The organism is Micrococcus flavus (genome assembly GCF_014204815.1).
Lineage (GTDB): Bacteria > Actinomycetota > Actinomycetes > Actinomycetales > Micrococcaceae > Micrococcus > Micrococcus flavus.
Genome location: NZ_JACHMC010000001.1, coordinates 1,672,138 through 1,695,789 on the forward strand (window position 1 = coordinate 1,672,138; position 23,652 = coordinate 1,695,789).

At 72.5% G+C, this 23,652-nt stretch carries 24 protein-coding genes, 1 tRNA gene and 1 pseudogene; 9 read left to right on the forward strand and 17 right to left on the reverse strand.

All coding sequences use genetic code 11. From position 1 onward, the window contains the following. Positions 1–392 precede the first annotated feature (392 nt). The 7 genes from BJ976_RS07780 to glsA form a co-directional block, all read right to left on the reverse strand. Positions 393–466: transfer RNA gene (locus BJ976_RS07780), tRNA-Ile, on the reverse strand. 60 nt (positions 467–526) lie between these two features. After that, positions 527–1,702 (reverse strand): glycosyltransferase, encoded by a 1,176-nt coding sequence (locus tag BJ976_RS07785; RefSeq protein WP_135029224.1) that lies wholly within the window; start codon positions 1,700–1,702, stop codon positions 527–529. 41 nt (positions 1,703–1,743) lie between these two features. Then, a complete protein-coding gene (locus tag BJ976_RS07790; protein ID WP_135029187.1) occupies positions 1,744–2,643 on the reverse strand; it encodes a DMT family transporter in 900 nt (299 codons plus the stop codon). A gap of 185 nt (positions 2,644–2,828) precedes the next feature. Then, positions 2,829–3,812 (reverse strand): phage holin family protein, encoded by a 984-nt coding sequence (locus BJ976_RS07795; RefSeq protein WP_135029185.1) that lies wholly within the window; start codon positions 3,810–3,812, stop codon positions 2,829–2,831. 126 nt (positions 3,813–3,938) lie between these two features. Further along, entirely contained in the window at positions 3,939–4,775 is an 837-nt protein-coding gene (locus tag BJ976_RS07800) for an aldo/keto reductase (protein WP_135029183.1), read from the reverse strand. Between the two features lie 88 nt (positions 4,776–4,863). Beyond that, positions 4,864–5,814 (reverse strand): SDR family oxidoreductase, encoded by a 951-nt coding sequence (locus BJ976_RS07805; protein WP_135029181.1) that lies wholly within the window; start codon positions 5,812–5,814, stop codon positions 4,864–4,866. Positions 5,815–5,873: 59 nt separating this feature from the next. Further along, positions 5,874–6,872 carry a glutaminase A gene (gene glsA, locus BJ976_RS07810; protein WP_135029179.1) on the reverse strand — a complete coding sequence of 333 codons (999 nt, stop codon included), beginning with the start codon at positions 6,870–6,872 and terminating at the stop codon, positions 5,874–5,876. Between the two features lie 124 nt (positions 6,873–6,996). Between glsA and BJ976_RS07815 the strand changes: the two genes are divergently transcribed. From BJ976_RS07815 to BJ976_RS07825, 3 genes are all read left to right on the forward strand, one after another. Beyond that, the gene (locus BJ976_RS07815) at positions 6,997–7,686 is read left to right on the forward strand and encodes a CueP family metal-binding protein (RefSeq protein WP_167736917.1); all 690 of its coding nucleotides are present in this window, start codon (positions 6,997–6,999) and stop codon (positions 7,684–7,686) included. A 77-nt stretch (positions 7,687–7,763) separates the two neighbouring features. Next, positions 7,764–9,125 carry a GmrSD restriction endonuclease domain-containing protein gene (locus BJ976_RS07820; RefSeq protein WP_135029177.1) on the forward strand — a complete coding sequence of 454 codons (1,362 nt, stop codon included), beginning with the start codon at positions 7,764–7,766 and terminating at the stop codon, positions 9,123–9,125. Between the two features lie 74 nt (positions 9,126–9,199). Then, on the forward strand, positions 9,200–9,973 hold the full coding sequence (locus tag BJ976_RS07825; protein WP_135029175.1) for a queuosine precursor transporter: 774 nt from the start codon (positions 9,200–9,202) through the stop codon (positions 9,971–9,973). On the opposite strand, the gene BJ976_RS07830 is transcribed toward BJ976_RS07825, so the two are convergent. The 7 genes from BJ976_RS07830 to BJ976_RS07860 all read right to left on the reverse strand — a co-directional run bounded on the left by BJ976_RS07830 (position 9,919) and on the right by BJ976_RS07860 (position 15,120). After that, complete coding sequence (locus BJ976_RS07830; RefSeq protein ID WP_135029173.1) at positions 9,919–10,995, reverse strand: nucleoside hydrolase; 1,077 nt, start codon at positions 10,993–10,995, stop codon at positions 9,919–9,921. The two genes, BJ976_RS07825 and BJ976_RS07830, sit on opposite strands and share 55 nt — an antisense overlap. A 210-nt stretch (positions 10,996–11,205) precedes the next feature. Next, complete coding sequence (locus BJ976_RS07835) at positions 11,206–12,144, reverse strand: DUF1963 domain-containing protein (RefSeq protein WP_135029171.1); 939 nt, start codon at positions 12,142–12,144, stop codon at positions 11,206–11,208. 221 nt (positions 12,145–12,365) lie between these two features. Continuing rightward, positions 12,366–12,551 (reverse strand): hypothetical protein, encoded by a 186-nt coding sequence (locus BJ976_RS07840; protein WP_221419411.1) that lies wholly within the window; start codon positions 12,549–12,551, stop codon positions 12,366–12,368. 71 nt (positions 12,552–12,622) lie between these two features. Next, positions 12,623–12,853 (reverse strand): hypothetical protein, encoded by a 231-nt coding sequence (locus BJ976_RS07845; RefSeq protein WP_167736916.1) that lies wholly within the window; start codon positions 12,851–12,853, stop codon positions 12,623–12,625. Beyond that, the gene (locus tag BJ976_RS07850) at positions 12,850–13,176 is read right to left on the reverse strand and encodes a GNAT family N-acetyltransferase (protein ID WP_135029169.1); all 327 of its coding nucleotides are present in this window, start codon (positions 13,174–13,176) and stop codon (positions 12,850–12,852) included. Before BJ976_RS07850 ends, BJ976_RS07845 begins: the two co-directional genes overlap by 4 nt. A 2-nt stretch (positions 13,177–13,178) precedes the next feature. Continuing rightward, the gene (locus BJ976_RS07855; protein ID WP_135029167.1) at positions 13,179–13,835 is read right to left on the reverse strand and encodes a hypothetical protein; all 657 of its coding nucleotides are present in this window, start codon (positions 13,833–13,835) and stop codon (positions 13,179–13,181) included. A 64-nt stretch (positions 13,836–13,899) separates the two neighbouring features. After that, positions 13,900–15,120 (reverse strand): PucR family transcriptional regulator, encoded by a 1,221-nt coding sequence (locus BJ976_RS07860; protein ID WP_229667201.1) that lies wholly within the window; start codon positions 15,118–15,120, stop codon positions 13,900–13,902. 144 nt (positions 15,121–15,264) lie between these two features. On the opposite strand from BJ976_RS07860, the gene BJ976_RS07865 reads away from it, so the two are divergent. From BJ976_RS07865 to BJ976_RS12290, 6 genes and pseudogenes are all read left to right on the forward strand, one after another. Then, positions 15,265–16,779, forward strand: a complete 1,515-nt coding sequence (locus tag BJ976_RS07865) for a flavin-containing monooxygenase (protein ID WP_135029163.1) — start codon at positions 15,265–15,267, stop codon at positions 16,777–16,779. Next, positions 16,776–17,777: an alpha/beta hydrolase gene (locus tag BJ976_RS07870; protein ID WP_135029161.1), complete on the forward strand. Its 1,002-nt coding sequence runs from the start codon at positions 16,776–16,778 to the stop codon at positions 17,775–17,777. The genes BJ976_RS07865 and BJ976_RS07870 overlap by 4 nt, the downstream gene beginning before the upstream one ends. A 67-nt stretch (positions 17,778–17,844) precedes the next feature. Further along, positions 17,845–18,558, forward strand: a pseudogene (locus tag BJ976_RS07875) (formate/nitrite transporter family protein); the annotation flags it as partial. Between the two features lie 229 nt (positions 18,559–18,787). After that, positions 18,788–19,108, forward strand: a complete 321-nt coding sequence (locus BJ976_RS12280; protein ID WP_415783629.1) for a transposase — start codon at positions 18,788–18,790, stop codon at positions 19,106–19,108. Positions 19,109–19,244: 136 nt separating this feature from the next. Beyond that, on the forward strand, positions 19,245–19,820 hold the full coding sequence (locus tag BJ976_RS12285) for an IS3 family transposase (protein ID WP_415783626.1): 576 nt from the start codon (positions 19,245–19,247) through the stop codon (positions 19,818–19,820). Positions 19,821–19,824: 4 nt separating this feature from the next. Next, the gene (locus tag BJ976_RS12290; protein WP_415783625.1) at positions 19,825–20,022 is read left to right on the forward strand and encodes an integrase core domain-containing protein; all 198 of its coding nucleotides are present in this window, start codon (positions 19,825–19,827) and stop codon (positions 20,020–20,022) included. Between the two features lie 180 nt (positions 20,023–20,202). On the opposite strand, the gene BJ976_RS07885 is transcribed toward BJ976_RS12290, so the two are convergent. The 3 genes from BJ976_RS07885 to BJ976_RS07895 form a co-directional block, all read right to left on the reverse strand. Continuing rightward, positions 20,203–20,913 (reverse strand): DUF305 domain-containing protein, encoded by a 711-nt coding sequence (locus BJ976_RS07885; RefSeq protein WP_135029158.1) that lies wholly within the window; start codon positions 20,911–20,913, stop codon positions 20,203–20,205. A gap of 47 nt (positions 20,914–20,960) precedes the next feature. Further along, positions 20,961–23,201, reverse strand: coding sequence for a copper-translocating P-type ATPase (locus BJ976_RS07890; protein WP_135029156.1), 2,241 nt, complete (start codon positions 23,199–23,201; stop codon positions 20,961–20,963). A gap of 75 nt (positions 23,202–23,276) precedes the next feature. Then, complete coding sequence (locus BJ976_RS07895; RefSeq protein WP_135029154.1) at positions 23,277–23,600, reverse strand: heavy-metal-associated domain-containing protein; 324 nt, start codon at positions 23,598–23,600, stop codon at positions 23,277–23,279. Between the last annotated feature and the right edge of the window lie 52 nt (positions 23,601–23,652).

Genomic DNA, 23,652 nt, shown 5'->3' on the forward strand with positions numbered 1-23,652 from the left:
CTTGGCGGAAACGGCTTCCCGGTCTTCGCGATCCTTGATGTGCGAACCGAACCCGGTTAAGCCTTCGTGGGTTCCAGCGGCACGTCGGTGTTCTCAATGGGCCCAGCGAACACCTCACCGATGGTCAATTGTCGACGGTGTCAGCAACCTGAATTCTTAACGGCCAGCATGGGAGATGACGGGTCTGGTGGCCCTCCCGGTAGCCGCGACCATGAAATTCCCCTTGCGGTCCAAACAAGCATCCGACCGCCGAGGTCCAGATGCACTCGCAGGTCCAGAGCGAGTCATTGAACAGCCCGCACGAATGCGGCGGGTATCCGATGAATGGCCCTGATCAAGCCTGACAGGAGCGGCCCCTGACCCTGCACAGGGCAGGTCAGGGGCCGTTCTTGTAGGGCGTGCGGGGCTTGAACCCGCGACCCAGGGATTATGAGTCCCCTGCTCTGACCGACTGAGCTAACGCCCCCCGTCCCGCGCGGCGCGCACGCCGCCCGCGGGACCCGCCCATCCTAGCCAGCGGTGCGCGTCAGAGCTCGGCGCGGATGCGTGCGGCGGTCTCCCCGCGGTAGAGGCGCTCGAAGAGGTCCACGGTGCGGTGCGCCGAGTGCTGCGCCGCCTTGGCGTGGGAGGCCTCGCCCATGGCGGCGCGTTCGGTGTCGGGCAGGTCCAGGACACGGGCGATCCGGTCGGCGAGGGCCACGGGGTCCCCCGGCGGGAAGAGCCAGCCGTTGACGCCCTCGTCCACGAGGTGGGGCAGGGCCAGGGCGTCGGCGAGGACCACCGGCGTGGACGCGCTCATCGCCTCGAGGGACACCAGGGACTGCAGCTCCGCGATGCCGGGCTGGCAGAACACGTCCGCGCGCAGGTACGCCCGATGCAGCTCCTCCTCGGACACGTGGCCGCGGCGGTGCACACGGTCCACCACGCCCTCCTCGGCGATGACGCGGTCGATCGCGTCGCGCTGCTCGCCGTCGCCCACGATCTCCGCATGCACGTCCAGGTCCGGCCGCGTGCGCGCCAGGTGGGCCACGGCGCGGACGAGCACGTCCACGTGCTTCTCCACCGCCAGCCGGCCCACGAACAGGACGGTGGGGTTCGCAGGGCGCTCGACCACCTCGCCGGGCGCGGGCTCGTAGGCCGCGGCGTCGATCCCGTTCGAGATCGGCAGCACCCGGTCCAGCCCGGCCCGCTCCGCCATGGCGCGGGCGGCCAGCGCGGTGGGGGTGGTCACGGCGGCGCCCCTGCCCATGAGCCGGCCCATCTGCCACCACGAGTAGCGGGAGTAGCGGTCCAGGATCCACTGGGGGAACGGCAGGAACGGCTCGAGGTTCTCGGGCATGAAGTGGTTGGTGGACACCGTCCGGATGCGGCGCTGCTCGGCCACCCGGATGGCGGCCGCGCCGATCATGTAGTGGCACTGGGCATGCACCACGTCCGGCTCCACCTGGGCCATGATCCGGCGCATGGAGCGGCGGGCACGCGGGGGGAACACCAGCCGGTAGTACTCGTGGGTCGGCGCGTGCCAGGACTGCAGCCGGTGGACGGTGGCCTCGGGCCGGTGCTCCACGGTGTCCGGACCGTCCTCGGTGCGGGCGGCCACCACGTGCACCTCGTGCCCACGGGCGTGCAGCGCGGTGGCCAGGCGGAAGCAGAAGGTGGCGGCCCCGTTGACGTCCGGCGGATAGGTGTCCGCGGCGATCATCACGGTCAGCGGACGCGGTGCGCCGGGGAGCTCTCGTGGGCTCACGTGGGGGTGTCTCCTGAGGTCGGGGCGGGGGCGCGGCCGTCCTGCCTCCGGGCCAGCACGTCGGGATGGCTCCGGGCCAGCCGCACGATCCCCACGGTAGCAACCAGCGCCGCGGCCACGAGCCCCGGCCCCACCCAGCCCGGCACGTCCGGGCGCAGCTCACCCAGCACCAGGATGCCGATCAGGACGCCCACCATGGGGTCGATCACGGTGAGGCCCGCGACCACCAGGTCCGGGGGGCCGTGCCGGTACGCGGTCTGCACGAACCACACGCCCAGCAGGCCCGCCGCGGCGACGACGGCGATCACGTCCCCGTCCGGGACGCGCCCGTCGAGCAGCCGCACGGCGGTGAGCCGGACGGCCACGGCCACGAACCCGTACAGCACGCCCGCCGCCAGGATCGGCACGAGCGCGCTGACGTGCCGTCGCAGCCACAGTGCCGCCGGGACGGCCAGGAGGACGGCCGCCCAGGCGATCGCCACCGTGACGCGCTCCTGCGCCGGCGTGGGCACCGGGTTCTGCCGGGTGGCGGCCAGGGTGATGAGCACGAAGGCGGCGGACCCCACGGTGCACGCGGCGATGGCAGCCCACGTGCCGCGGTCGATGCGCAGGCCGGCGGTGCGGGCGTGCAGCACCGTGGTCACGGCCACGGCGATCGCCCCGAGGGGCTGGATCACGCTCAGCGGGGCCAGGGCCAGGGCGGTGACGTTGAGGACGATGCCCGCCACCATGAGCGCCCCGCCCATGAGCCAGACGGGGGAGCGCAGCAGGGCCAGCATCCCGGCCCCCGCGGGGGCCCGTCCCTCGAGGGCGCGCACGCCACGGGCCTGGCGCTCGCTGCCGAGCGCCAGGAACACCGCGCCCGCGAGGGCGCACAGGACCGGGATCAGCGGCACGGTACGGCAACGGGTCCGGCGGCGGTGGACATGGTCTCCTCAGGGGGCGGACGGAGCGTCGGGCGGGAGCGGGCGGAGGAGACGAGCGCCGCACGCACGGGCCTGCCCCCCTCCCCCAGCCTAACGACGACGACGCCCCGATCCGGAGCGGATCGGGGCGCCGTCGTCGGCGGCGGCCGCAGGGGTCAGTCGCGGCGGCCGCGCAGACGGGAGGCCAGGACGGCGAACGCGGTGCCGGAGGCGCCGAGCAGCGCGAGCGGCTGCCAGCGATCCTTGACGTAGTCCTCCGCGGAGGCCACCTGCTCGCCGGCTCGGGCGGCGCCGGTGTACGGGGCGGTCTGGTCGGTCGCGTGGGCGGTGTCCGGCGTGGCGCCGCGCAGCTTGCGCTGGGCGGTGAAGGCGGCCACGTTGCCCTTGACGCTGGTGCGCTCCTCGAGGCCGGAGCGGATGTCGCCGAGGTGGCGGCGGCGCAGCTCGGCGCGCCGGCGCACCTCGTCCTCGGAGGCGTCGTCCTGGTCCGGGTGGGGAGCGGCGAGGCCGTTCTTGCGGGCCTTCTTGTTCTCCTCCTCCTCGATCTTCTTGCGCTCGGCCGCGCGCTGCTTCTCGATGCGCTGCGCCTCCTTGCGCTCGGCCTTCAGGCGGTCGTACTCGGCCGGATCGAAGTCGTTGCCCTCCTTGAGGTAGCCGAGGTCGTACTCGAGGTTCCGGACGGTCTCCTGCGGCACGAGCGGCATGGCGCCCTTGATCTGCATCGCGCCGACGCCGGCGAGGACCAGGCCGAGCACGAGGAACACGAGGGCCACCATGAGCGCCGGGAACCAGAAGGTCGGATCCGCGAAGGCGCCGATCAGGGCGACCACCAGGGCCACCAGCATGAGCGCCAGCAGGCCCAGGCCGAGGACGGCGAGGGCCGCGCCGATGCCGACCTTCTTGCCCTTGGAGGCGAGGTGCCCCTTGGCCAGGGACAGCTCGTCCTTCAGCTGCAGCGGCAGCAGGCGCACGAGGGCGCCCAGGAGGTCGGACAGCGAGCTGGCGCGCGTCTGCGTGGTCACCGGGGTGGTGGGACGCGGCGCGCGCACGCCTGCGTGGGCGTGCGCGCCCGTCGGGTGCTGCTGATGAGCACCGGTGCTGGTCTGCGACGCGGTGCCCGTGGGAGCGGCGTGGGACATGGGACGTGCCTTCCGTGTGATCGTCGTCACGCAGCCGCTCGGGCCGCGCGCAGAGGTGATTTCCGGGCCACGCTATCACCGGCCACCCCGCGGGTCCGGGGCCGGCCGCCCGCGCTCCGGCGCGGCTCAGAAGGTGATCGTGGCCGGGTCCGGTCCGATGCGGCCGTCCTCGCGGTCCAGGCCGCGGATCTGCTCCAGCTCCTCCTCCGCGAGGGTGAGCTCGGCGGCGGCCAGGTTCGAGACGATCCGGTCGGCGGTGACCGACTTGGGGATGACCACGAAGCCCTCGGCGAGGTGCCACGCGATGACGACCTGGGCCGGCGTGGCTCCGTGGGCCTCGGCGATCGCCGTGATCACCGGGTCCTCGAGGACCTCGCCGCCCTGCCCGAGCGGGGACCAGGACTCGTGGACGATCCCGTGGCGCTCCTCCACCGCCCGCAGCTGCCGCTGCTGCCAGTACGGGTGGGTCTCCACCTGGTGGATCACCGGGGTGACGCCGGTGGCGTCAATGATCTCCTCCAGCTGCTCGGCCGGGAAGTTCGAGACGCCGATGGAGCGCACCTTGCCGGCCTCCTGCGCCTCGATCAGCGCCTTCCACGTGTCCACGTAGAGGCCCTGGGCGGGCTTGGCCCAGTGGATCAGGTAGAGGTCCACGTAGTCGGTGCCGAGCTTGGCGAGGGAGGTGTCGAGGGCGGCCAGGGCGGCGTCGTGCCCCTGGTCCGAGTTCCACACCTTGGTGGTGATGAACAGCTCCTCGCGGGGCACGCCGGCGGAGGCGATCGCGCGGCCCACGCCCTCCTCGTTGCCGTAGATCGCGGCGGTGTCGATGTGCCGGTAGCCCGCACGGATGGCCTGCCCGACGACGTCGGCGGCCACCTCGTCCTCGACCTGCCACACGCCGTAGCCGAGCTGCGGGATGGCATGGCCGTCCTGGAACGGGGTCTGCGGGACGGAGATGGTCATGGCGGGCGCGCTCCTGGTGCTCGGGGACGGTGCTGGTTCTTCGATGCGGGCCAACCGCGGTGTGAGCCCGCTCATTCCCGCTCCGCGGTCACGGGGTGGGCGTGCCGCCGTTGGCGTTGAGGGTCTCGCCGACCACGTAGCTGGACTCGGGCGAGGCCAGGAACACGTAGGCCGGGGCCATCTCCACGGGCTGGCCGGGCCGACCGGTGGGGGTGTCCTCGCCGAACGTCGGCAGCTTCTCCTTCGGCTGGCCGTCGGAGACCTGCAGGACGGTCCACACGGGGCCGGGCGCCACGGCGTTGACGCGGATGCCCTTCGGGGCCAGCTGCTGGCCCAGGCCCTTGGTGAAGGAGTTGATGGCGGACTTGGTGGCCGCGTAGTCCAGCAGCATCGGGTTGGGGTTGTACGCCTGGATCGACGTGGTGTTCACGATCGTCGAGCCGGGGCCCATGTGCTTCAGCGCGGCACGGGAGAGCGTGTACATGGAGAGGATGTTCACCTGGAACGTCTCGAACACCTGCTGGTCGGTGAGCTCCTCGAGGGACTCGCTGACGACCTGCTTGCCGGCGTTGTTGACCAGGATGTCGAGGCCGCCGAGCTGCTCCGCGGCCCGGTCCACCACGCTGGTGCGGTAGTCCTCGTCCATGAGGTCGCCCGGCAGGGCCACGGCGGTGCGGCCGGCCTCGCGGATCGCCTCCAGGACGCGGTCGGCGTCGCGCTGCTCCTGCGGCAGGTACGCGATGGCCACGTCCGCGCCCTCCCGGGCGTACGCGATGGCGACGGCCGCGCCGATGCCCGAGTCGCCGCCGGTGATCAGGGCCTTGCGGCCCTGCAGGCGGCCGAGCCCCTTGTAGGAGTCCAGGCCGATGTCCGGTACCGGATCGGTCTCCACGTCCAGGCCCGGCTCGGGCTGGTCCTGGATCGGGGCGTCCTGCTCCGGGTGGCGGGTCGAGGGGTCGTCGTGCGCCAGCTGGGAGGTCTCCGCCGGGATCTCGGAGTCGGGGCGCGGCTGGTCCTTCTGCGTCGTCTGCTCAGTCATGGACTCGACCCTAGGAGGCGCCCGCCCCCACGTGACAAGGAGTGACGCGCGGGCGGCCCTCAGCCGCGCAGGCCGCGCAGCGCCGTGTGGTGCTGCAGGACGTGCAGGTCCCAACGGCGGGTGAGGTCCTCGAACACGGCGATGCCCCGCAGCGAGTTGCCGCGCTCGTCCAGGCGCGGGGACCACGTGGCGATCCCGAGGGCCCCGGGGACGGCGCCCAGGAGCGCGCCGGAGACCCCGGACTTCGCGGGGATGCCCACCTCGGCCACCCACTGGCCGGAGGCGTTGTACATGCCGCAGGTGAGCATCACGGACATGGCCTGCTGCGCCACGTCCTCGCGCAGCACGCGCTCCCCCGTGCGGGGGTTGACGCCGCCGGCGGCCAGGGTGGCGCCCATGACGGCCAGCTGCTCCGCCCCCACCGTCACGGAGCACTGGGCCAGGTAGCCCTCGACCGCCTCCCGCGCGGGGATCGGCAGCCGACCGCCGTCGGCCAGCAGGTGCGCCAGTCCGAGGTTGCGGTCGGCGCGCTCCTGCTCCGCGTCCACGACGTCCTGGTCCACCTCCAGCTCCTCGCCCGCGAGCGCCGAGTAGCGCTCCAGGAGGAACCGCACCCGGGCCTCGGGGTCGTCACCGGGGACGAGGGCGTGCGCCATGATGGCGCCGGCGTTGATGAGCGGGTTGTAGGGGCGGCCGTCGTCGTGGAGGGAGAGGTGGTTGAACGCCTCGCCGGAGGGCTCGACGCCCACGTGCTCGAGGGTCTCGTCCAGGCCGACCTCCTCGAGGACCACGGCGTAGGTGAGCGCCTTGGAGACGGACTGCAGGGCGAAGCGGGCGTCGGCGTCGCCGGCCACGGCGACCTCGCCGTCCGTGGTGCACACGGCCGCGGCCAGGCCGTCCACACCGTGGTGCTGCACGTCCTCGAGGTAGTCCGAGGGCTCGCCGTCGCGCTCGGACCGGGCGGCCTCGAGGGCCTCCTCGAGGTCGGAGCGGAGGTGGTCGGCGTCGACCTCGGGCAGGGCGGGGGCGGGCTCGGAGGAGCGGGCGGTGCGATTCACCCGTGGGAGCCTACGCGGGCGGGGACGTCACGCCGCGCCATGCCTGCCCGACGGCGAGGCGGTGCGGCCAGACTGGCGGGAAACCGTGCGCCCGGACCCCGTCCGGGCAGGAGAGGAGCTTCCCGTGACCCGTCGCCCGTCCATGCCCGCCGTGTCCGCCCCCGCCCCACACGGCGGCGAGTCGGCCCGCCGCCGTGTGCTCCTGGGGGCGCTCGGCGCGGCCGGCGCGGCCGTCCTGAGCGCGTGCGGCCCCGGCCGCGGGGGCGCCGGCAGCGATCCGGCCCGGAGCGTAACGGCCCCGGCGTCGGGCTCCGGCTCCGCCGCCGCGCTGCCCGAGGGGGCGCGCGCGCTCCTGGCCCGGCATGGGGTGGAGGCCGCCACGGCCGAGGAGGCCGTGGCCGCGGTGGACCGGGTGCCTCAGGCCCGCCCGTTGGCGTTCCAGGGCCAGGTGCGCGCCGACGAGGTCCGCTTCGCGGACGCCGAGGGCGAGGCCGCCGCGCCTCTGACTGCGGGGCTGTTCTACCTCTCCCTGGCCCCGTACCGCACCGTGACCCACGACTGCGTGCTCCACGCGCTCGGTGGCTGCCAGGGGGAGCTCGCGGACACGGACGTGCGCGTACGGGTGACCGCCGCGGACGGGCGGGTCCTCGTGGACGAGGAGGCCCGCACCGGGGCCAACGGGTTCACCGGCCACTGGGTGCCTCGCGGCCTGACCGGCACGGTGGAGGTGCGGGCAGACGGGCGGACGGCCACGTGCCCGTTCGACTCGGGCCCCTCGGGGGCCACCTGCCTCACCGAGCTGCGCCTGGCCTGAGGTCGGCGACGGGGGGCGGTCGACGGGTCCGGCCCGGCCTCCCGGGCTCGGGACCCGCCCCTGACTACAGTGGATGGATGCCCTCACCCCGATCGTCCCGCCCGCGCCCCGCCGAGTCCTCAGCGGAGGAGGCCACGGGCGGGCGCGGGACGGGCACGGCGGGGTGCGGCGGGTGCCTCGGGGTCGTCGTGGTCGGGCTCCTCCTGCTGGCGCTGCTGATCGGCGGCTTCGGGCGCGACGCCGGGGACCCGGCCCCCGCCGCCGGCTCCGCCTCGTCCTCTGCCGGCGGCGGGCCGGCGGCCACGGCCTCGGTCGACGAGCCCCTCCCTCCGGCCGGGACCGGCGCTTCCCCGTCCGGCCCGCGTGCCGCCGCGTCCCCGACGACGACGTCCCCCTCCCCCGCGCCGGCCTCCCCTTCTGATGCTCAGAGCCCTGCCGGCCCTGCGGGCGGCGCCGCCGGAGAGGCGTCCGAGGCGCGCACGACCACCCCCGCGGCGGCCGCGGTGAGCCCCGAGCGCGAGGCGGCGCCGTCGTCGTCCGCTCCGGCCGTTCCCACGGCACCGGCGACGGCCCCCGCGCGGGCCGGCACCGCCCTGGCCCTGCTGGACACCCTGGAGGTGAAGGGGCGGGCGCCGAAGACGGGCTACGAGCGGGAGCGGTTCGGGCAGAGCTGGGCGGACGTAGACCGCAACGGCTGCGACACCCGCAACGACATCCTGCGCCGGGACCTCGTGGACGTGGTCCTCAAGGCCGGCACGGGCGGGTGCAAGGTCCTGCGCGGCACCCTGCACGGGCCATACACGGGGACCACCATCGCGTTCGTCTCCGGGCCGGACACCTCCGCGGACGTGCAGATCGACCACGTGGTGGCCCTGTCCGACGCCTGGCAGAAGGGCGCCCAGTCGCTCAGCGCGGACGAGCGCGCCGCGTTCGCCAACGACCCCCTGAACCTGCTGGCGGTGGACGGGCCCACGAACCAGTCCAAGTCCGACGGCGACGCCGCCACCTGGCTGCCCCCGAACAAGGCCTACCGCTGCCCGTTCGTGGCCCGGCAGGTGGCCGTGAAGGCGGAGTACGGACTGTGGGTGACCGCCGCCGAGCGCGACGCGATCGCCCGGGTGCTCGCCGCCTGCCCGGACCAGGAGGTCCCCACGCGGGGGCGGGCCGGGAGCCTGCCCGGCGGCGGGGCTGCCGAACCGGTGGTCGAGGCGGAGCCGGCGGCCGAGTCGACCCCGCAGGCCCCCGTCGAGATCGAGGCGCCCCCGGCGCCGGAGCCCGCCGCGCCCGCTCCGGCGGAGGAGCCGCAGGCCCCCGCCGCGGACGTGTACTACAAGAACTGCGACGCGGCCCGCGCGGCCGGGGCCGCCCCGCTGCTGCGCGGCGAGCCCGGCTACCGGCCGCGGATGGACGGCGACGACGACGGGGTCGCCTGCGAGTGACCCCGCCGTCCGTCCCCTCCCCGCGCGGGCGGGGCCGAGGGCACCGGACGGACGTCGGATGATTGGATGTCCCGGTGAACACCACCACTGCACCCCAGTCCCCCGAGTCGCCCACGTCTGGGCCGGGCACCCCGGCCCACGCCCGGGTGCCCGCGAGCCACTACGACATCTTCGTGGGCGTCTTCGTCGCCCTCCTCATCCTCTCCGGCGTCACCGCCGCCAAGCTCTTCTACGGGCCGACCGTCCCCGTGCTCTCCGACGTCTTCTACGGCGGCGGGCCCCTCATCTTCGACGGCGGCGCCTTCCTCTTCCCGTTCGTCTACATCATCGGCGACATCCTGGCCGAGGTGTACGGCTGGCGCCGGGCCCGCCGCGCAATCGTCCTCGGCTTCGCGATGCTCGTCCTCGCCGCGCTCACCTACACGGTCGTCTCGTGGACCACGCCCGTCGAGGGCTTCGAGGTCTGGGACCAGGCGCTGTCGCCGATGCTCCGCATCACGGTGGCCGGCTTCGTCGCGTTCCTCGTGGGCTCGCTCGTGAACGCGACCATCGTGGTGCGCCTCAAAGAGCGCATGCGGGAGCGCCATGTGGCGTTCCGCCTGATCCTCTCCACGGTGGTCGGCCAGTTCATCGACACGCTGATCTTCTGCACCATCGCGTTCGCCGGCGAGATCTCACTGCTGGAACTGGCGAACTACACGATCACCGGGTTCCTCTACAAGACCGCGGTCGAGATCCTGATCGTGCCCGTCACCCTCGCCGTGATCCGCGTGCTCAAGCGGCATGAGCCCACCTACCGAGCGCCGGGGTTCGAGGTCGAGCGTCCCGCCACCGCGGCCACCGCCTGAGCGAAGGCCGCGAACACTCCCCTGGGGTCGTTGCCCGTGACGCGCCGCGCGTTCGGGCGACGGCCCCAGATGTCCCTGTCGTCGTGCACGGTGGTGCCGCGCAGCAGCTCGGAGTCGGCCTCCACGTCCACCACGGTGGTCTGCGTGCTCAGCCGCGCCTGGCCGGTGGCCGCCTGCGCGGCGACCAGGTCGTGCAGATGCGCGATGTACCCCTGGTCGTAGTCGTGGTGGAACTCGAAGTAGAACCGCAGGGCGTCGGCGAGGGCGTCCGTGACCGCCTTCCCCGTGTCCGCGGCGGGCCCGGTGACGCGCGGGGCGGCGACGTCCCAGCGAACGGGGCGGGCGCCGGCGTCGTGCAGGAGCGCGTCCAGCAGAGCCGGGGTGTACTCGATCCGTTCGGTGGTCTCGAGCGCGCAGACGAGGGGCAGCTGATGCTCGGGGCGGCCCTCGAAGGCCGCGAAGACCTCCTTGGCCGCGTCCGGGTCCACCCAGGTGTTCCACTCCGCGGTGGGCGTGGTGTTGCCCGGGTGGTAGTAGGCGCCGCCCATGATCACGACGCCGGCCGCCAGCTCCGGCAGGTCCGGCTCGGCCCGCAGGGCCAGGGCGAGGTTCGTCAGCGGCGCGGTGCACAGGATCGTGGTCTGCCCCGGATGCGTGTGCAGCTCCTCGAGCCAGACCTCCAGCGCCGGGCGGGCGCTGATCCGCTCGGGACGGCGGGCGAGGCGGGCGTGGCCGAGGCCGTGCTCGCCGTGGGTCTCCGGCGTGGTGACCGCGGGGCGGCGCAACGGGGCCTCGGCGCCGACGGCCACCTCCACGTCCGGGCGGCCGGCCAGGTCCAGGACGGCGGCGGTGTTGAGGGCGCAGTCCCGCGCGGAGGCGTTGCCGCCGGTGACGGTGACGGCCGCGATCTCCGCCAGGCCGAGCTGTTCGGCGCCGGCGAGGTGCAGCAGCGCGCAGGCGTCGTCGATGCCGGTGTCCACGTCCGCGAGGATGCGGCGGGGCCGGGAGGGGGCGGAGTGCATGCGGGCGAGCGTAGCCGGGGGCGCGGGTCGCCGTCGGCGTCGGCGGACACGCATGGCACGGACATCGCACCGGATGCGCCGGACGAGGGGCGTCTCCGGGACACCGCTCCAGCGAGGGCACGCGCAGCTGGGAGGCGATGATCACCTCCACCCCCGACGATGAGTCCGACCGACGGAGAGGGGACGTGGTGACCAGCGGAGAGCCGGCGATCAGTCAGTCCGAATGAGACACCACGCCTGGTCGAAGGCCCTGCCCCTCAGGTCACTCAGGCGCATCCACACCTCCAGGCTCGACGCGTCTCCGAACCAACCGTTCAACGTGGTCCACGACTCGATCTCCAGGAGAAGGATGTACGCGTCCCCATGGTCTGACATCGGGAGGACATGCGGCAGGATTTCGTTCTTCGCCAGCGCATCACCGGAGGAGCTGTAGCCCAGCATCCGTGTGGACGGGATGGCGTGCTGATGCCTCTCATCGGGCCGGCGCTGACGCATCCATGCCAGATCCAGCGTGGCAGTCGCCTCATCCGCGGCAGTGAACCGCGGCTGCGTGAGCCCTGGGACATCCAAGGGCGACGGGATGCACCACCCCGGCAGGAAGAGACCCACCTGGGTGATGGCATGGGGGACGTCGAGGTCCTCGGGACTCTCCATGAGTGCCGGTCGATCGCTCGGGCGATCATCGGGTGTAAAGGTGACACACCACGGGAGGCCTCCGGGGTCTGCAGCGTCATACCCGTAGGACTGCAGGTCATGGAACACCTGCAGGTAGCCCGAACTCGGCAGGAGAGCACGAGCACGCGCCGGCCACGTCCGCTCCTGGGGCTCACCCAGGGCAGCATGGACGTCGGCCAAGTGGAACGTTGCCACATGGGCGAGTGGCCTGCCGGAGGCATCCCTCGGCCACGCCTCGTGAAGGGCGGCAGGGCCTCCCAGCCAACTGACGTGCGCACCCGAATCCCACCACTCCGCCAGTTCGGCCTCGCCGGGTTCAAACGACCGCTCACTGAAGACAGAAGTCTGCTTCGGGGTGAAGGAGCCGAGGTCGACACCCCGGTGACCCAACCATTCGAGAGCGATGTCCTCACTCCCGTGAATGGGAACTGAACCAGGCATCAAGGTCGTCCTCTCCTCAAGGCCCAGCCTCACTCGTGCGAGTCAGAGCGGGCGGCCTGACTGCCGCTCTCCCTCAGATCTTCACTCCACAGTGGCGCAGAAGTGACACGCCACCCTGACACCTCTTCGTCCAGCTCTGCCGATCCACCCAGGCGCGCGTGGTCTCATGCGAGGCGGCGGCGGGGCCGGGGTGGCGTGGCGGCGGGGACGGGGACGGTCACGGGAGGCGAGTGTAGGCGGGCCTGCGAGCCGGATCAGGCGGAGGACGGCTCCACCGCCACGGCGCGGAAGAGGAAGCCGTCCTGCTCCTGTCCCACGGCGAGCGTCTCGAAGGTGAACGAGACCCGCGCACCGACGGCCGCGCCGCGGAACCCGCCGGCGTCGGGCAGGTGGGAGAAGTGCGCCCAGCACCCGCCCGGGGTGTCCGGGGAGTCGAGCACGCCCCACCCCTGATCGTCATGCCACACGGCGACGACACCCTCCGAGCGCTGAGGGCCGGTGGACGAGCCACTCAGAACAGACCACCGCCCCGGGAGATCTCGTGCCGACTGCCCGAGCCGGAGCCGGAGACCCGGTCCCACTTGTCCTGGAACAGGCGTCCGAACAGCACGAGGGCGCCCACGCCGATGAGCACGAGGCCGAGCACGGAGAGCACGTCCCCCGCGCCTCCCCGGAGGACGACCGCCAGGACGAACGCGACGGCACCGACCGCCATGGCGATGACCGGTAGCGCGGCCCTCACGCCGACGCTCCCGTGCCGGTGGTGGCATGCGTGAGCACGTGCTCGGCCACGGCCCGCAGCACCCCGCGTCCCCGGGCGCTCTCGGCGGGCGAGGTGAGCAGCACCCCGGCAGGGCGGCCGTCCACCTCGGCGACGACGCTGCCGGGACCGTCCAGCCGGGCGCGCAGGGCCTGCGCGCTCATCCGGCCCTGGACGAAGCCGTGCTCGGCGCGCTGCTCCGGGGTGAGCGCGTCCCGGCTGTTGGCGGCGTAGAGGGGCTGGACCCAGGCCGCGTCCTCGGCGCGGAGCGGGCGGACGTGGACGGATTCGTCGGTGGTGCTCATGGTCATGAGGGTAGCCCCGCGCCGCCGGCGGCGCCGCGGATGGTGGTGACCACGCGGGTGAGCGCGGGCCGGCGGGGCGTGGACGAGAAACCGAAGCGCGTGGGCGGGTCCACCGGAGCCAGCGCCCCGAGATCCTGCCCCTCCCAGCGGGCCCCGATGCCGACGACGTCCCGCACGTCCGTGGCTCCGTAGAACTCGCGCCGGCCCTGCCCCGCGGTGCCGCGCGTGCGGACCCCGGGCATCACCACGCGGGCGATCGGGTCCGAGAGTGCGCAGAACGCGGGATGGGAGGCCACGGACGCCGGGACCAGGCGCAGCGCCCAGCCCAGCGGCCGGCGTCGGCCCAGGTGCGCTGTCAGGGTGAGCGACGGCGTCGTGACGGTGAGGGCGCCGGCGGTGAGGTCCGCGGTGACGGGCGCGATGCGCACCTCGTCGAAGCGGTAGGTGGCGGTCACGAAGTCGGCGACCTGAGGGGTGGGCGCGAGGAGGAGCCGGTGGCCGTCCGAGCGCTCGACCATGACGTCGCTGAAGGCCCCCAGCGGCGAGTCCGGCCAGGTCCCGACGACGACCCGCGTGCCCTCCGCTGTGCCCACCCCGAGGATGTGGCCGCGGAAGCGCCAGACGACCGGGGACGGCGACGGAGTGGAGGCGGCGGTCATGCCCCCGAGCGTAGCCGCAGCGGCGGGAGCCCCCGTCGGGCCACGGGCACCGGACCGAGACGGCTCAGCGTGCCCCGCGCCACTGCAGGACCTGCAGGGCGGCGGCGACGTCGACGGGGTTCTCGGCCAGCGGCCGCGGGAGCAGGTCGTCCGCGCGGGCGAGGCGCCGGATGACGGTGTTGCGGTGGGTGTAGAGGCGTTCGGCGGTGCGGGAGGTGTTGAACCTCTCCTGGACGCACGTCAGGACGGCGTCGTGGATCTCGGGCGGCGCGGCGGCGAGGTCCCCCAGGACGTCGGCGACGTACCCGTCCGCGCGCGCGGGATCGGCGGTGAGCAGGTCGACCAGACGGACGTCCTCGTACCGGGCGATGCGCCGGGACGAGGCCACGCGGGTCATCATCCGCTGGACGGCGGTGGCCTCGAGATGGCTGGTGCGGAAGCCCTCGAGGTCCCGGCCCGGCCGTCCGAGGGCGATGCTCACCTCGGGGTGTCCGGCCAGCCGCCCGGCGAGGTCGGCCACGGCGGGCACGTCGGCCATGGGCAGCCACAGCCAGCGGGACGCGGAGCTGGCGACGACGACGAGCCGACGGTCGGCTCCGCCCGCCCGGGCCAGCGCGTCGGCGGCCGCCTCCAGTGCGAGAGGGTCCGCCCCCAGAGCGGTCCACACGACGGCGGCGACGTGCGGGCCGGTGAGGGGATGGCCGAGCCGGACCTCGGCCCGCGCCCGGCTGACGGGCTGCCCCTCGAGGATGCGGGCGACGAGGGCCCGACGCTCGGCGTGGCTGCCGCCGTGGAGCTGTTCCCGCTCCTCCTCGAGGGCGGCGGAGACGGCGTCGATGGTGTCGTCGATGAAGGTGGCGATGGACAGCAGTGACACGTCGAGCAGCTCCTGGAGGAGGGCCGGATCCTGGGTGAGCTCGAAGCAGATGGCCATCCACCGTCGTGTGGCCAGGCCCTGGCCGGTGCGGTAGCTGTCCAGTGCGGTGCGTCCCAGGCCGCGGCGGTCGAGGTCGCGTGCGGTCTCGAGGCTGCTCGCCTCGAGGTGGGGGGCGACGCGGCGGCCGGGCGACCTCACGTTCGCGGCGGCCCAGTGCAGCAGGTTGGCCGTGGTGGTGCGGCGCACGCCCTCCGCGAGGACCGGGTCGGCGGCGATGGCCTCCATGCGGGTGCCGGCCAGGGCGGCGGCGTCGAGCGTCCACTCCGGACGGGGATGGAGCGCGAGCTCGGCCCCACGGCGCAGGAGGCGGCGCGCCTCGGGCGAGGGGGTGGGCCACGGTTCGTCCATGGAGACAGTGTGCATCATGGGAGGTATCTGTCAGGTGCAGATCGCCCTATCAACGGGCGTGACGCCCCGGGAGACTGTGGGACCGAGCACATCCGAACCGCCTCGGGGCCCGCCGGGCCCCGCACCGCACCGCCAGGAGAGACCATGCCGCACCGTTCCGCCACCGAGGCCGCGAGCCCCGTGCCCGACGCCGTCGAGCACGTCGACGTCCTGATCGTCGGGGCCGGACTCTCCGGCATCGGCGTGGGCGCCTCGCTCACGCGGACGCTGCCCCACAAGAGCTTCGTCATCCTGGAGGGCCGCGGCTCCTCCGGGGGCACCTGGGACCTGTTCCGCTACCCCGGCATCCGCTCGGACTCCGACCTGACGACGTTCGGCTACGACTTCAAGCCCTGGCGGCAGCGGGAGGCGATCGCGGACGGCGCGCAGATCCTGGAGTACCTCCGCGAGACCGTCCAGGAGAACGACCTCGAGGGGCGCATCCGCTATCACCACCGGGTCGTGGGCGCGGCATGGTCCTCGGAGACCGCCCGCTGGACGGTGACGGTCGAGCGGACGGACACCGGGGAGGAGCTGCTCTTCAGCGCGGGATGGCTGTTCTCCGCGGGCGGCTACTACAACTACGCCCACGGCCACACCCCTCACTTCGAGGGACGGGACCGCTTCCAGGGGCGGATCGTGCACCCGCAGCACTGGCCGGAGGACCTGGACTGGACGGGCAAGAGGGTCGTGGTGATCGGCAGCGGCGCCACCGCCGTCACCCTGGTGCCCTCGATGGCCGACGAGGCCGCCCACGTCACCATGCTGCAGCGGACCCCCACTTACGTCATGCCCATCCCCCGGGAGGACAGGCTGGCCCTGCGCCTGCGCCGCCGGTTCGGTGACGAGCGGGGCCACGCCCTGGCCCGGCGCAAGAACATCTTGAAGCAGCGGGCGATCTGGGGGTTCTGCCAGCGGTTCCCCGGTGCGGCCCGCAGGACCATCCGGCGGTTCAACGAGGAGCGCCTGCCCGCGGGCTTCCCCGTGGACGAGCACTTCAACCCGCCGTACGACCCGTGGGACCAACGGCTGTGCGCCGTCCCCGACGGCGACCTCTTCCGGGCCATCCGCACCGGCGACGCCTCCGTGGTCACCGACCGGATCGTCACGTTCACCGAGACCGGCATCCTGCTGGAGTCGGGTCGGGAGCTGGAGGCGGACGTGATCGTCACGGCCACCGGGCTGACCATCCAGCTTCTCGGCGGCCTTGACCTGACCGTCGACGGGCGCCCCGTGGACGTCACCGACAGCGTGGCGTACCGCGGCATGATGCTCAGCGGCGTCCCGAACTTCGCCATGGCGATCGGCTACACGAACTCGTCCTGGACGTTGAAGATCGGCCTGGTGTGCGAGTACTTCTGCCGGCTCCTGACCCACATGGACGAGCACGGCCAGGACGCCGTGCGGGCAGTGGCCGACCCCGGCATGGAGACGCGGCCACTGCTGGACTTCGGTGCCGGGTACGTGCAGCGCGCCCTGGAATCGATGCCCCGGCAGGGCACCGCCGCCCCGTGGCTGATGTCGATGGACTACTTCCAGGACGTGCGGACCCTGCGCCGCGGCCCCGTCGTGGACGAGCACCTGGAGTTCGCGGTCGCCGGATCGGGGGCCCGCGCATGAGCGCCGCAGTCGAGTGGCAGCCGGACATCCTCGGCGAGGGCTACGAGCAGACGATCTTCGAGCTCGGCCCCGACCCGGACGGTCAGGGCGAGGTGCGCGCGGTGCTGGTGCGGCGCGTCCCCCGGGCGGGCGAGGAGGTGCAGGGAGCCGTGCTGTACGTGCACGGCTTCGCCGACTACTTCTTCCAGACCGAGCTGGCAGACTTCTTCGCCGCCCGGGGCTTCGCCTTCTACGCCCTGGACCTGCGCAAGAGCGGCCGGGCCCGCGTGGCCGAGCAGCACGGCCACTACGCCTCGAACCTGCGCCAGTACGACCTCGAACTTGACCGTGCCGTCAAGGTCATCACCCTGGAGAACCCCAAGAAGCCGCTCCTCGTGGTGGCGCACTCCACCGGCGGGCTCATCACCCCCCTCTGGCTCGACCGGCGCCGCCGCGAACGGCGCACCGGCCGGATCGCCGGCCTGGTGCTCAACAGCCCCTGGCTGGACCTGCAGGGCCGCCCCGCCATGCGCAGCGCCGCCTTCACGGTCGGCCTGCGGGCCCTCGCCCGGGTGAAGCCGTTCCGTCCCGTCACGACGACCGCCACCGTGTACGGGCAGTCCCTGCACGTCGGCGACGGCGGGGAGTGGGACTACGACCTGGAGCTGAAGCCCCACGCCGCCTTCCCGGTGACCGCCGGCTGGCTGAGCGCGATCCGCCGCGGCCATGCCCGCGTCCACCGCGGCGTCGAGGTCGGGGTCCCCACGCTCGTCCTGCACTCCGACCGCAGCCACTTCTCCCGCACCCGCTCGGAGGACTCGGACGTCTCCGACGTCGTCCTGGACGTCACACAGATCGCCGCGCGGGCGCCGTCGCTGGGGAAGGACGTCGAGGTCGTCGAGGTCCCCGGGGCGCGTCACGACGTGTTCCTCTCCCGGGAGGGCGCCCGCCGGGACGCCTACGCGAAGGTCGCCGACTGGCTCGGGCGGCACCCGATGACCGCCGCGGACCGGGTGTGAGGGCCGGACGGAGCACGAGCGGGCCGACGACGACGTCGAGGAGCCGGACGAGAAGACCTACGGGGAGGCCTCCGAGGAGGGTGCCGACCGGCTGCACCGATCGTGGCCGGCCCTGCCGGCCACCGGATTCCTCGGCGGGGTGGAGATGACCGTCGGACTGCTGGCGTACCCGCTCGCCCTGCACGAGACCGGCAGCCACCTGCTGGCGGGCGTGGCGCTCTCAGTGGAGTTCATCGCCCTGTTCCTGGCGCACGCCGAGCTGTTCACCGAGGGGTTCTTCTACCCGATCATGGCCATCGTCGACGGCCGGGGCACCTGGCTCGAGCTGCTGCGGCTGTGGGGCGTCACCCTCGCCACGAACCTGCTCGGCGGCTGGGTCACGGTCGGGCTGATCGCTCTGGTGTTCCCCCAACTCCACCCGGACCTGGCCGAGACAACCCACCATTTCCTCGAGATCGGCCTGAGCTGGCAGGGCGCCGCGTTTGCCCTGCTGGCGGGGACGGCCATCACCCTGATGACCCGGATGCAGGCCGGCGCCGAGGACGCACCCACGAGGGTGGCGGCCGCCGTGGCCGGCGCCGTGGTGCTCGGCGGCGGCTCGCTGTTCCACTCGGTGCTGGACTCGGTAATCATGTTCGGCGCCATCCACTCCGGGGCCGCGGGCATCGACTACCTCGACTGGTTGGGGTGGATCTGGTGGGTCATCCCCCTGAACATCCTCGGCGGGCTGCTCCTGACCACGGGGCCGCGCGTGCTGCGCTCGGTGGAGGCGAGGGACTGAGCCGCTCCCCCGACGACGACGAAGCCCCGCGGGGATCACGCGGCAGGGTCCTCCTGCGGCGTGTTCGGCGCCACCGCCCGACGCCTGTCCAACACCACCGGACCCCGATCATCGAAACCACCCGTATGCCCGGCCCGCTCCCACGCCCGGTGATGCAGCACCTTGAACAACCCCGACCTGAAGCGCCCTGGGTTTCGTTCCGACCTACTTCCTCAAGGAGGATCGGAACATGCCCCAGAAGTACACCCCCGAGTTCAAGGCCCGTGCCCTGAAGCTCATCGAAGAACGCGTCCGTGCCGAGCAGTGCTCGGGCTGGGTCGCCTGCACTGTCGTGGGCGAAGCCCTCGGCGGGATCTCACCGCACACCCTGCGGAACTGGTGGAAGCAGGACCGCATCGATCAGGGCGAGGCTCCAGGGCTGAGCACCGCTGAAGCCGAGGAGATCACCAAGCTGCGCAGAGAGAACCTCGAGCTGCGCCGCGCGAACGAGATCCTGCGCAAGGCCTCGGCTTTTTTCGCAGCGGAGCCAGGCCGCCCCACGACGAGATGATCGCGTTCATCGACGAACACCGCGATCAGTTCGGGGTCGAGGCCATCTGCCGCACGCTGAGTGCGACGCAGTGTGGGTTCATCATCTCGACGTAAGCTACCGTGCCGCGAAGAGGCGGCCGCCCTCTGACAGGGCCGTGGAGGACGAGCTCCTCGTTCCCGAGGTCCGTCGGATCCACGCCGAGAACTACGGGGTCTACGGGGTACGGAAGATGCATCAGGCGGTCGTGCGTGCTGGCTGGGAGATTGGCCGTGACCACGTCGGGCGGCTGATGAAACTCGCCGGTGTGGAAGGCGTACGCCGTGGCCGCAAGCCGATCACCACGAGGCCGGCAGGTGAGCCGGATACCCGCCCTGACCTGGTCGAACGCAGGTTCACCGCGGAAGGCCCGCACCAGTTGTGGGTCGCTGACATCACCTACGTGAGGATCCTGAGCCGGTTCTGCTACGTCGCGTTCATCACTGACGTGTTCACCCGTCGCATCGTGGGATGGGCGGTCTCGGGCAGCCTTGATACCGCGGGGCTGCCGTTGCTCGCCCTGGAGCACGCCCTCGTGGGCACCGGTGCAAGCCGTGGCCGCCAAGGCCTGGTGCACCACTCGGATCGCGGCAGCCAGTACGTCAGCTTGGCCTACTCGGATGCGCTCATCACGGCGGGGGTGAGCGCTTCGGTGGGCACCGTGGGCGACTCTTACGACAACGCCCTGGCTTAAGACCGTGAACGGGCTCTACAAGGCCGAGCTCATCCACTCCAAGCGGATCTGGGAGTCCGTGCAGGCGGTCGAGCTGGCCACCATGGGGTGGGTGCACTGGTGGAACACCACTCGCCTCCACGAGACCCTCGGCTACCGCACTCCCGCAGAAGTTGAGACGGCCTACACTCACGATCAGGATTCAGCGCCCGTTGCGTCCTGACCTCGGAATGAAACCCAGGGCGCTTCACGTCGAACCAGCCCTAAGGGATGGCCCTCCTGCCGTCGAAGCAGGGGCTGGCCTCACCCAGGGCGGCCCATCATCCGCTGACGGCACCACACCTCCAAGGACGGCCCGTCCACCGAACGGGCCCTCCTTGGGATTGTGGTGCGGCGATGCCGGTCAGGTCGCGGGCAGCTCCTGAAGCATCTGTTCCATCTCGGTGATCTCGGCCTCCTGGTCGGCGATGACCTGCTCGGCGAGCTGCACGGCCTGCGGGTTCTGGCCGTCCTTGGCCTCGTCCTTGGCCATGTCCACGGCGCCCTTGTGGTGGGCGGTCATCTGCTCCAGGTACAACCGGGCGGCCTCGGTGCCCTGGGCCTGCTCCAGGGCGGCCATGTCCTCCTCGGACATCATCCCGGACATCCCGCCGTGGTCCATGCCCTCCATATCGCCCATGTCTCCCATGTCCACGGGGTCTTCACCCCAGGCGGTGAGCATGGCGTTCATGCGCTCGATCTCCGGGCCCTGGGCGTCGATGACCTTCTGGGCGAACTCGGCCACCTCGGCCGGGATCTCATCCTTGGCCAGCAGCATCTCGCTCATCTCCACCGCCTGCTGGTGATGCGGGATCATCATCTGAGCGAACATCACGTCCGCGTCATTGTGCTCGGCGGAGACCTCCTCGGCCGAACCGGTGGCCGAGCTAGTAGCCGATTCCGTGGCGGACGGTGTCGCGGTGTCCGTAGCCGCGGGGGTGGCGGCGGGGGCGGAGCCGGTCGCGGTGGCCGAGGCCTCAGCGCCGGCGTTCTCGTCCTGGGCCCCGGTGCCGCAGGCGGTCAAGGTCAGGGCGGAGGCCAGGGTCAGGGCGGTCAGCGTCATGGTGCGTTTCATGGTGGGTCCTTTCATGGTGGGTTGAGGGTTCACGCCAAGGGGCGAGATCAGGAAACTGCAGCCGGCTGAAGGGCAGCCTGCGACCGGGGGCGCTCGAGAGGAGCCAGGTGCTCCGGGTCCAGGTCGGTGCGGCGCAGCAGCTGGGCGTTGAGGGCCACCACGATGGTGGAGACGGACATCAGGATCGCGCCCACCGCGGGGGAGAGCACGAAGCCGATCGGGGCCAGCACGCCGGCGGCCAGCGGGACGGCGAACACGTTGTATCCGGTGGCCCAGACCAGGTTCTGGATCATCTTAGTGTAACTGGCCTTGGACAGGTGGATCATGGATAGCACGGCACGGGGGTCATTGCCGGCCAGCACCACGCCGGCCGATTCCATGGCCACGTCGGTGCCGGCGCCGATGGCGATGCCGACCTCGGCCCGGGCCAGGGCCGGGGCGTCGTTCACGCCGTCCCCGACCATGGCCACGGACAGGCCCCGGGCCTGCAGTTCGGTGACCTTGGTGTCCTTGTCCTGGGGAAGGACCTCGGCGAAGACCTCGTCGATGCCCAGATCCCGCGCCACGGCCTCGGCGACCTGGCGGGCGTCGCCGGTGATCATCGCGACCTTGACCCCCCGGGCGTGCAGGGCGGCCACGGCGGCCCGGGACTCGGGGCGGATCTTGTCCTCCACGGCGACCGCGCCGATAACGGACCCGTCGCGGACCACATGCAGCACCCCGGCCCCCCGATCCGTCCAGGCCCGGACATCGGCGGCCAGTGCCTCGGGGGTGTCCAGGGTGAGCTCGCGCAGCATGTTCGGCCCGCCGACGAGGACCTCGGCCCCGGCCACGGTGGCCGTGACCCCGCGGCCGGTGGCGGCCTGGAATCCGGTGCCGCGCAGGCCCAACCGGGCGGCCTCGGCATGACTGGTGGCGGCGGTGACGATGGCCCGGGCCACCGGGTGCTCGCTGTCGGCCTCGGCCGCGGCGGCGTAGGCCAACAGCTCGGCCTCGGAAATGCCGGGCGCCGCGGCGACACCGGTGACGGCATGGGCGCCCTCGGTCAGGGTGCCGGTCTTGTCAAAGAGCACCACGTCGATGGTCCGCATCTTCTCCAGGGCCATCCGGTCCTTGATCAGCAGCCCGGCCTTGGCGGCGCGTTCGGTGGAGATCGCGATCACCAGCGGGATGGCCAGGCCCAGGGCGTGCGGGCAGGCGATCACCAGCACGGTCACGGTGCGGGTGACCGCATCGGTGGGCTGACCGATCACGGTCCACACGATCGCGGTGATGATCGCCGCCCCCAGGGCGAACCAGAACAGCAACGCGGCGGCCCGGTCCGCCAACGCCTGGGCCCGGGAGGAGGACTCCTGGGCGTCGGCGACCATCCGCTGGATCCCGGCCAGAGCGGTGTCGGCGCCGACGGCCTCGATGCGCACCCGCACGGTGTTGTCGGTGGCCACGGTCCCGGCCACCACCCGCTCCCCGACGGTGCGGGCCACGGCCCGGGATTCGCCGGTGATCATCGACTCGTCGAACTCCGCGGCGCCTTCCAGGATGGTCCCGTCGGCCGGCACGCGGGCCCCGGAGCGCACCAACACGGTGTCCCCGACCGCCAGCTCGCCGACGGGCACGGTCACGGTGTCTCCGTCCACGATCTTCTCGGCCTTCTCCGGCAGCAGCGCGGCCAGGGCGTCCAGGGCGGAGGATGCCGCGCCGAGGGCGCGCATCTCCATCCAGTGCCCGAGCAGCATGATGGTCACTAGCAGGGCCAGTTCCCACCAGAAGTCCAGCATCAGGTCCCCGATGCCCAGGGAGGTGATCCAGGAGGCGACGAAGGCCACGGTGATGGCCATCGCGATCAGCAGCATCATCCCCGGCTGGCGGGAGCGCACCTCGGTGAGTCCGCCCTTGAGGAAGGGGGCGCCGCCGTAGAGGTAGATCACGGTGCCCAGCACCGGGGCGATCCACGCCGAACCGGGGAACTCAGGGACGTGGTAGCCCAGCAGTTGTCCGACCATGTGGCTGAAGAACACCACCGGGAGTGACAGCACCAGCGAGACCCAGAACCGGTTCTTGAACATCGCGGTGGAATGCCCGGCGTGCTTGCCGTGGTCATGGACCTGGTGCTCCTCGTCCAGGGCCGAGTGGGCGTGGCCCTGGGGCATGGCCTGCCCGTGGGTGGCCGCGTCCGCGGGGTGGTGGGCGGCATGGTCGGTGTGGTTGGCGTGGCCGGCGTGGGAGTTCGGGTCTGGGTGTTCGGCGGTCTGGTCGGTGGGGTGATCGTGGTGGTGCGGGGTGCTCATGGTGTTCCTTCTGCTCGGCGGTCTGTTCGGCGACCGGCTCGGCGGTGGGGCGCCGACCTCGAGGGGATGGGTCGGTTAGATCCGGACGCGGTAGCCGGCCGCTTCGATGGCCGTCCGCACGGAGTCCGCGGAGGCGGGCCCGGTCACGGTGACGGGGGAGGCCCCGCCGGCGACCAGTTCGACCCGGACATCGTCCACCCCGTCCAGGGCGCTCACGGCCTCGGTGACGGAGCCCACGCAGTGTCCGCAGGTCATGCCCTCCACCTGGTAGGTCGCGTCGCCGGCGCTCGTCCCGGTTGGGTCGGCACTCTGGCGCCCTGCGGTGGCGTCGGCGGCTGGGGCGCAGCACGAGCAGCCGTTGGTGGCCCCCGGCAGCGGGGTGCGGGCGGATTCGGTCATGACGGTCTCCTTCGGGTCTGAGGGCGGCGCCGGACGGCGCCTCTCCTCTTGG

Excerpts from the sequence above, each read along its gene's own strand:
- BJ976_RS07785 (WP_135029224.1), bottom strand. The coding sequence starts at position 1,702 with ATGATCGCCGCGGACACCTATCCGCCGGACGTCAACGGGGCCGCCACC.
- BJ976_RS07795 (WP_135029185.1), bottom strand. The coding sequence starts at position 3,812 with ATGTCCCACGCCGCTCCCACGGGCACCGCGTCGCAGACCAGCACCGGT.
- BJ976_RS07800 (WP_135029183.1), bottom strand. The coding sequence starts at position 4,775 with ATGACCATCTCCGTCCCGCAGACCCCGTTCCAGGACGGCCATGCCATC.
- BJ976_RS07805 (WP_135029181.1), bottom strand. The coding sequence starts at position 5,814 with ATGACTGAGCAGACGACGCAGAAGGACCAGCCGCGCCCCGACTCCGAG.
- BJ976_RS07820 (WP_135029177.1), top strand. The coding sequence starts at position 7,764 with ATGCCCTCACCCCGATCGTCCCGCCCGCGCCCCGCCGAGTCCTCAGCG.
- BJ976_RS07830 (WP_135029173.1), bottom strand. The coding sequence starts at position 10,995 with ATGCACTCCGCCCCCTCCCGGCCCCGCCGCATCCTCGCGGACGTGGAC.
- BJ976_RS07850 (WP_135029169.1), bottom strand. The coding sequence starts at position 13,176 with ATGAGCACCACCGACGAATCCGTCCACGTCCGCCCGCTCCGCGCCGAG.
- BJ976_RS07855 (WP_135029167.1), bottom strand. The coding sequence starts at position 13,835 with ATGACCGCCGCCTCCACTCCGTCGCCGTCCCCGGTCGTCTGGCGCTTC.
- BJ976_RS07860 (WP_229667201.1), bottom strand. The coding sequence starts at position 15,120 with ATGGACGAACCGTGGCCCACCCCCTCGCCCGAGGCGCGCCGCCTCCTG.
- BJ976_RS07865 (WP_135029163.1), top strand. The coding sequence starts at position 15,265 with ATGCCGCACCGTTCCGCCACCGAGGCCGCGAGCCCCGTGCCCGACGCC.
- BJ976_RS07870 (WP_135029161.1), top strand. The coding sequence starts at position 16,776 with ATGAGCGCCGCAGTCGAGTGGCAGCCGGACATCCTCGGCGAGGGCTAC.
- BJ976_RS12280 (WP_415783629.1), top strand. The coding sequence starts at position 18,788 with ATGCCCCAGAAGTACACCCCCGAGTTCAAGGCCCGTGCCCTGAAGCTC.
- BJ976_RS07885 (WP_135029158.1), bottom strand. The coding sequence starts at position 20,913 with ATGAAACGCACCATGACGCTGACCGCCCTGACCCTGGCCTCCGCCCTG.
- BJ976_RS07890 (WP_135029156.1), bottom strand. The coding sequence starts at position 23,201 with ATGAGCACCCCGCACCACCACGATCACCCCACCGACCAGACCGCCGAA.
- BJ976_RS07895 (WP_135029154.1), bottom strand. The coding sequence starts at position 23,600 with ATGACCGAATCCGCCCGCACCCCGCTGCCGGGGGCCACCAACGGCTGC.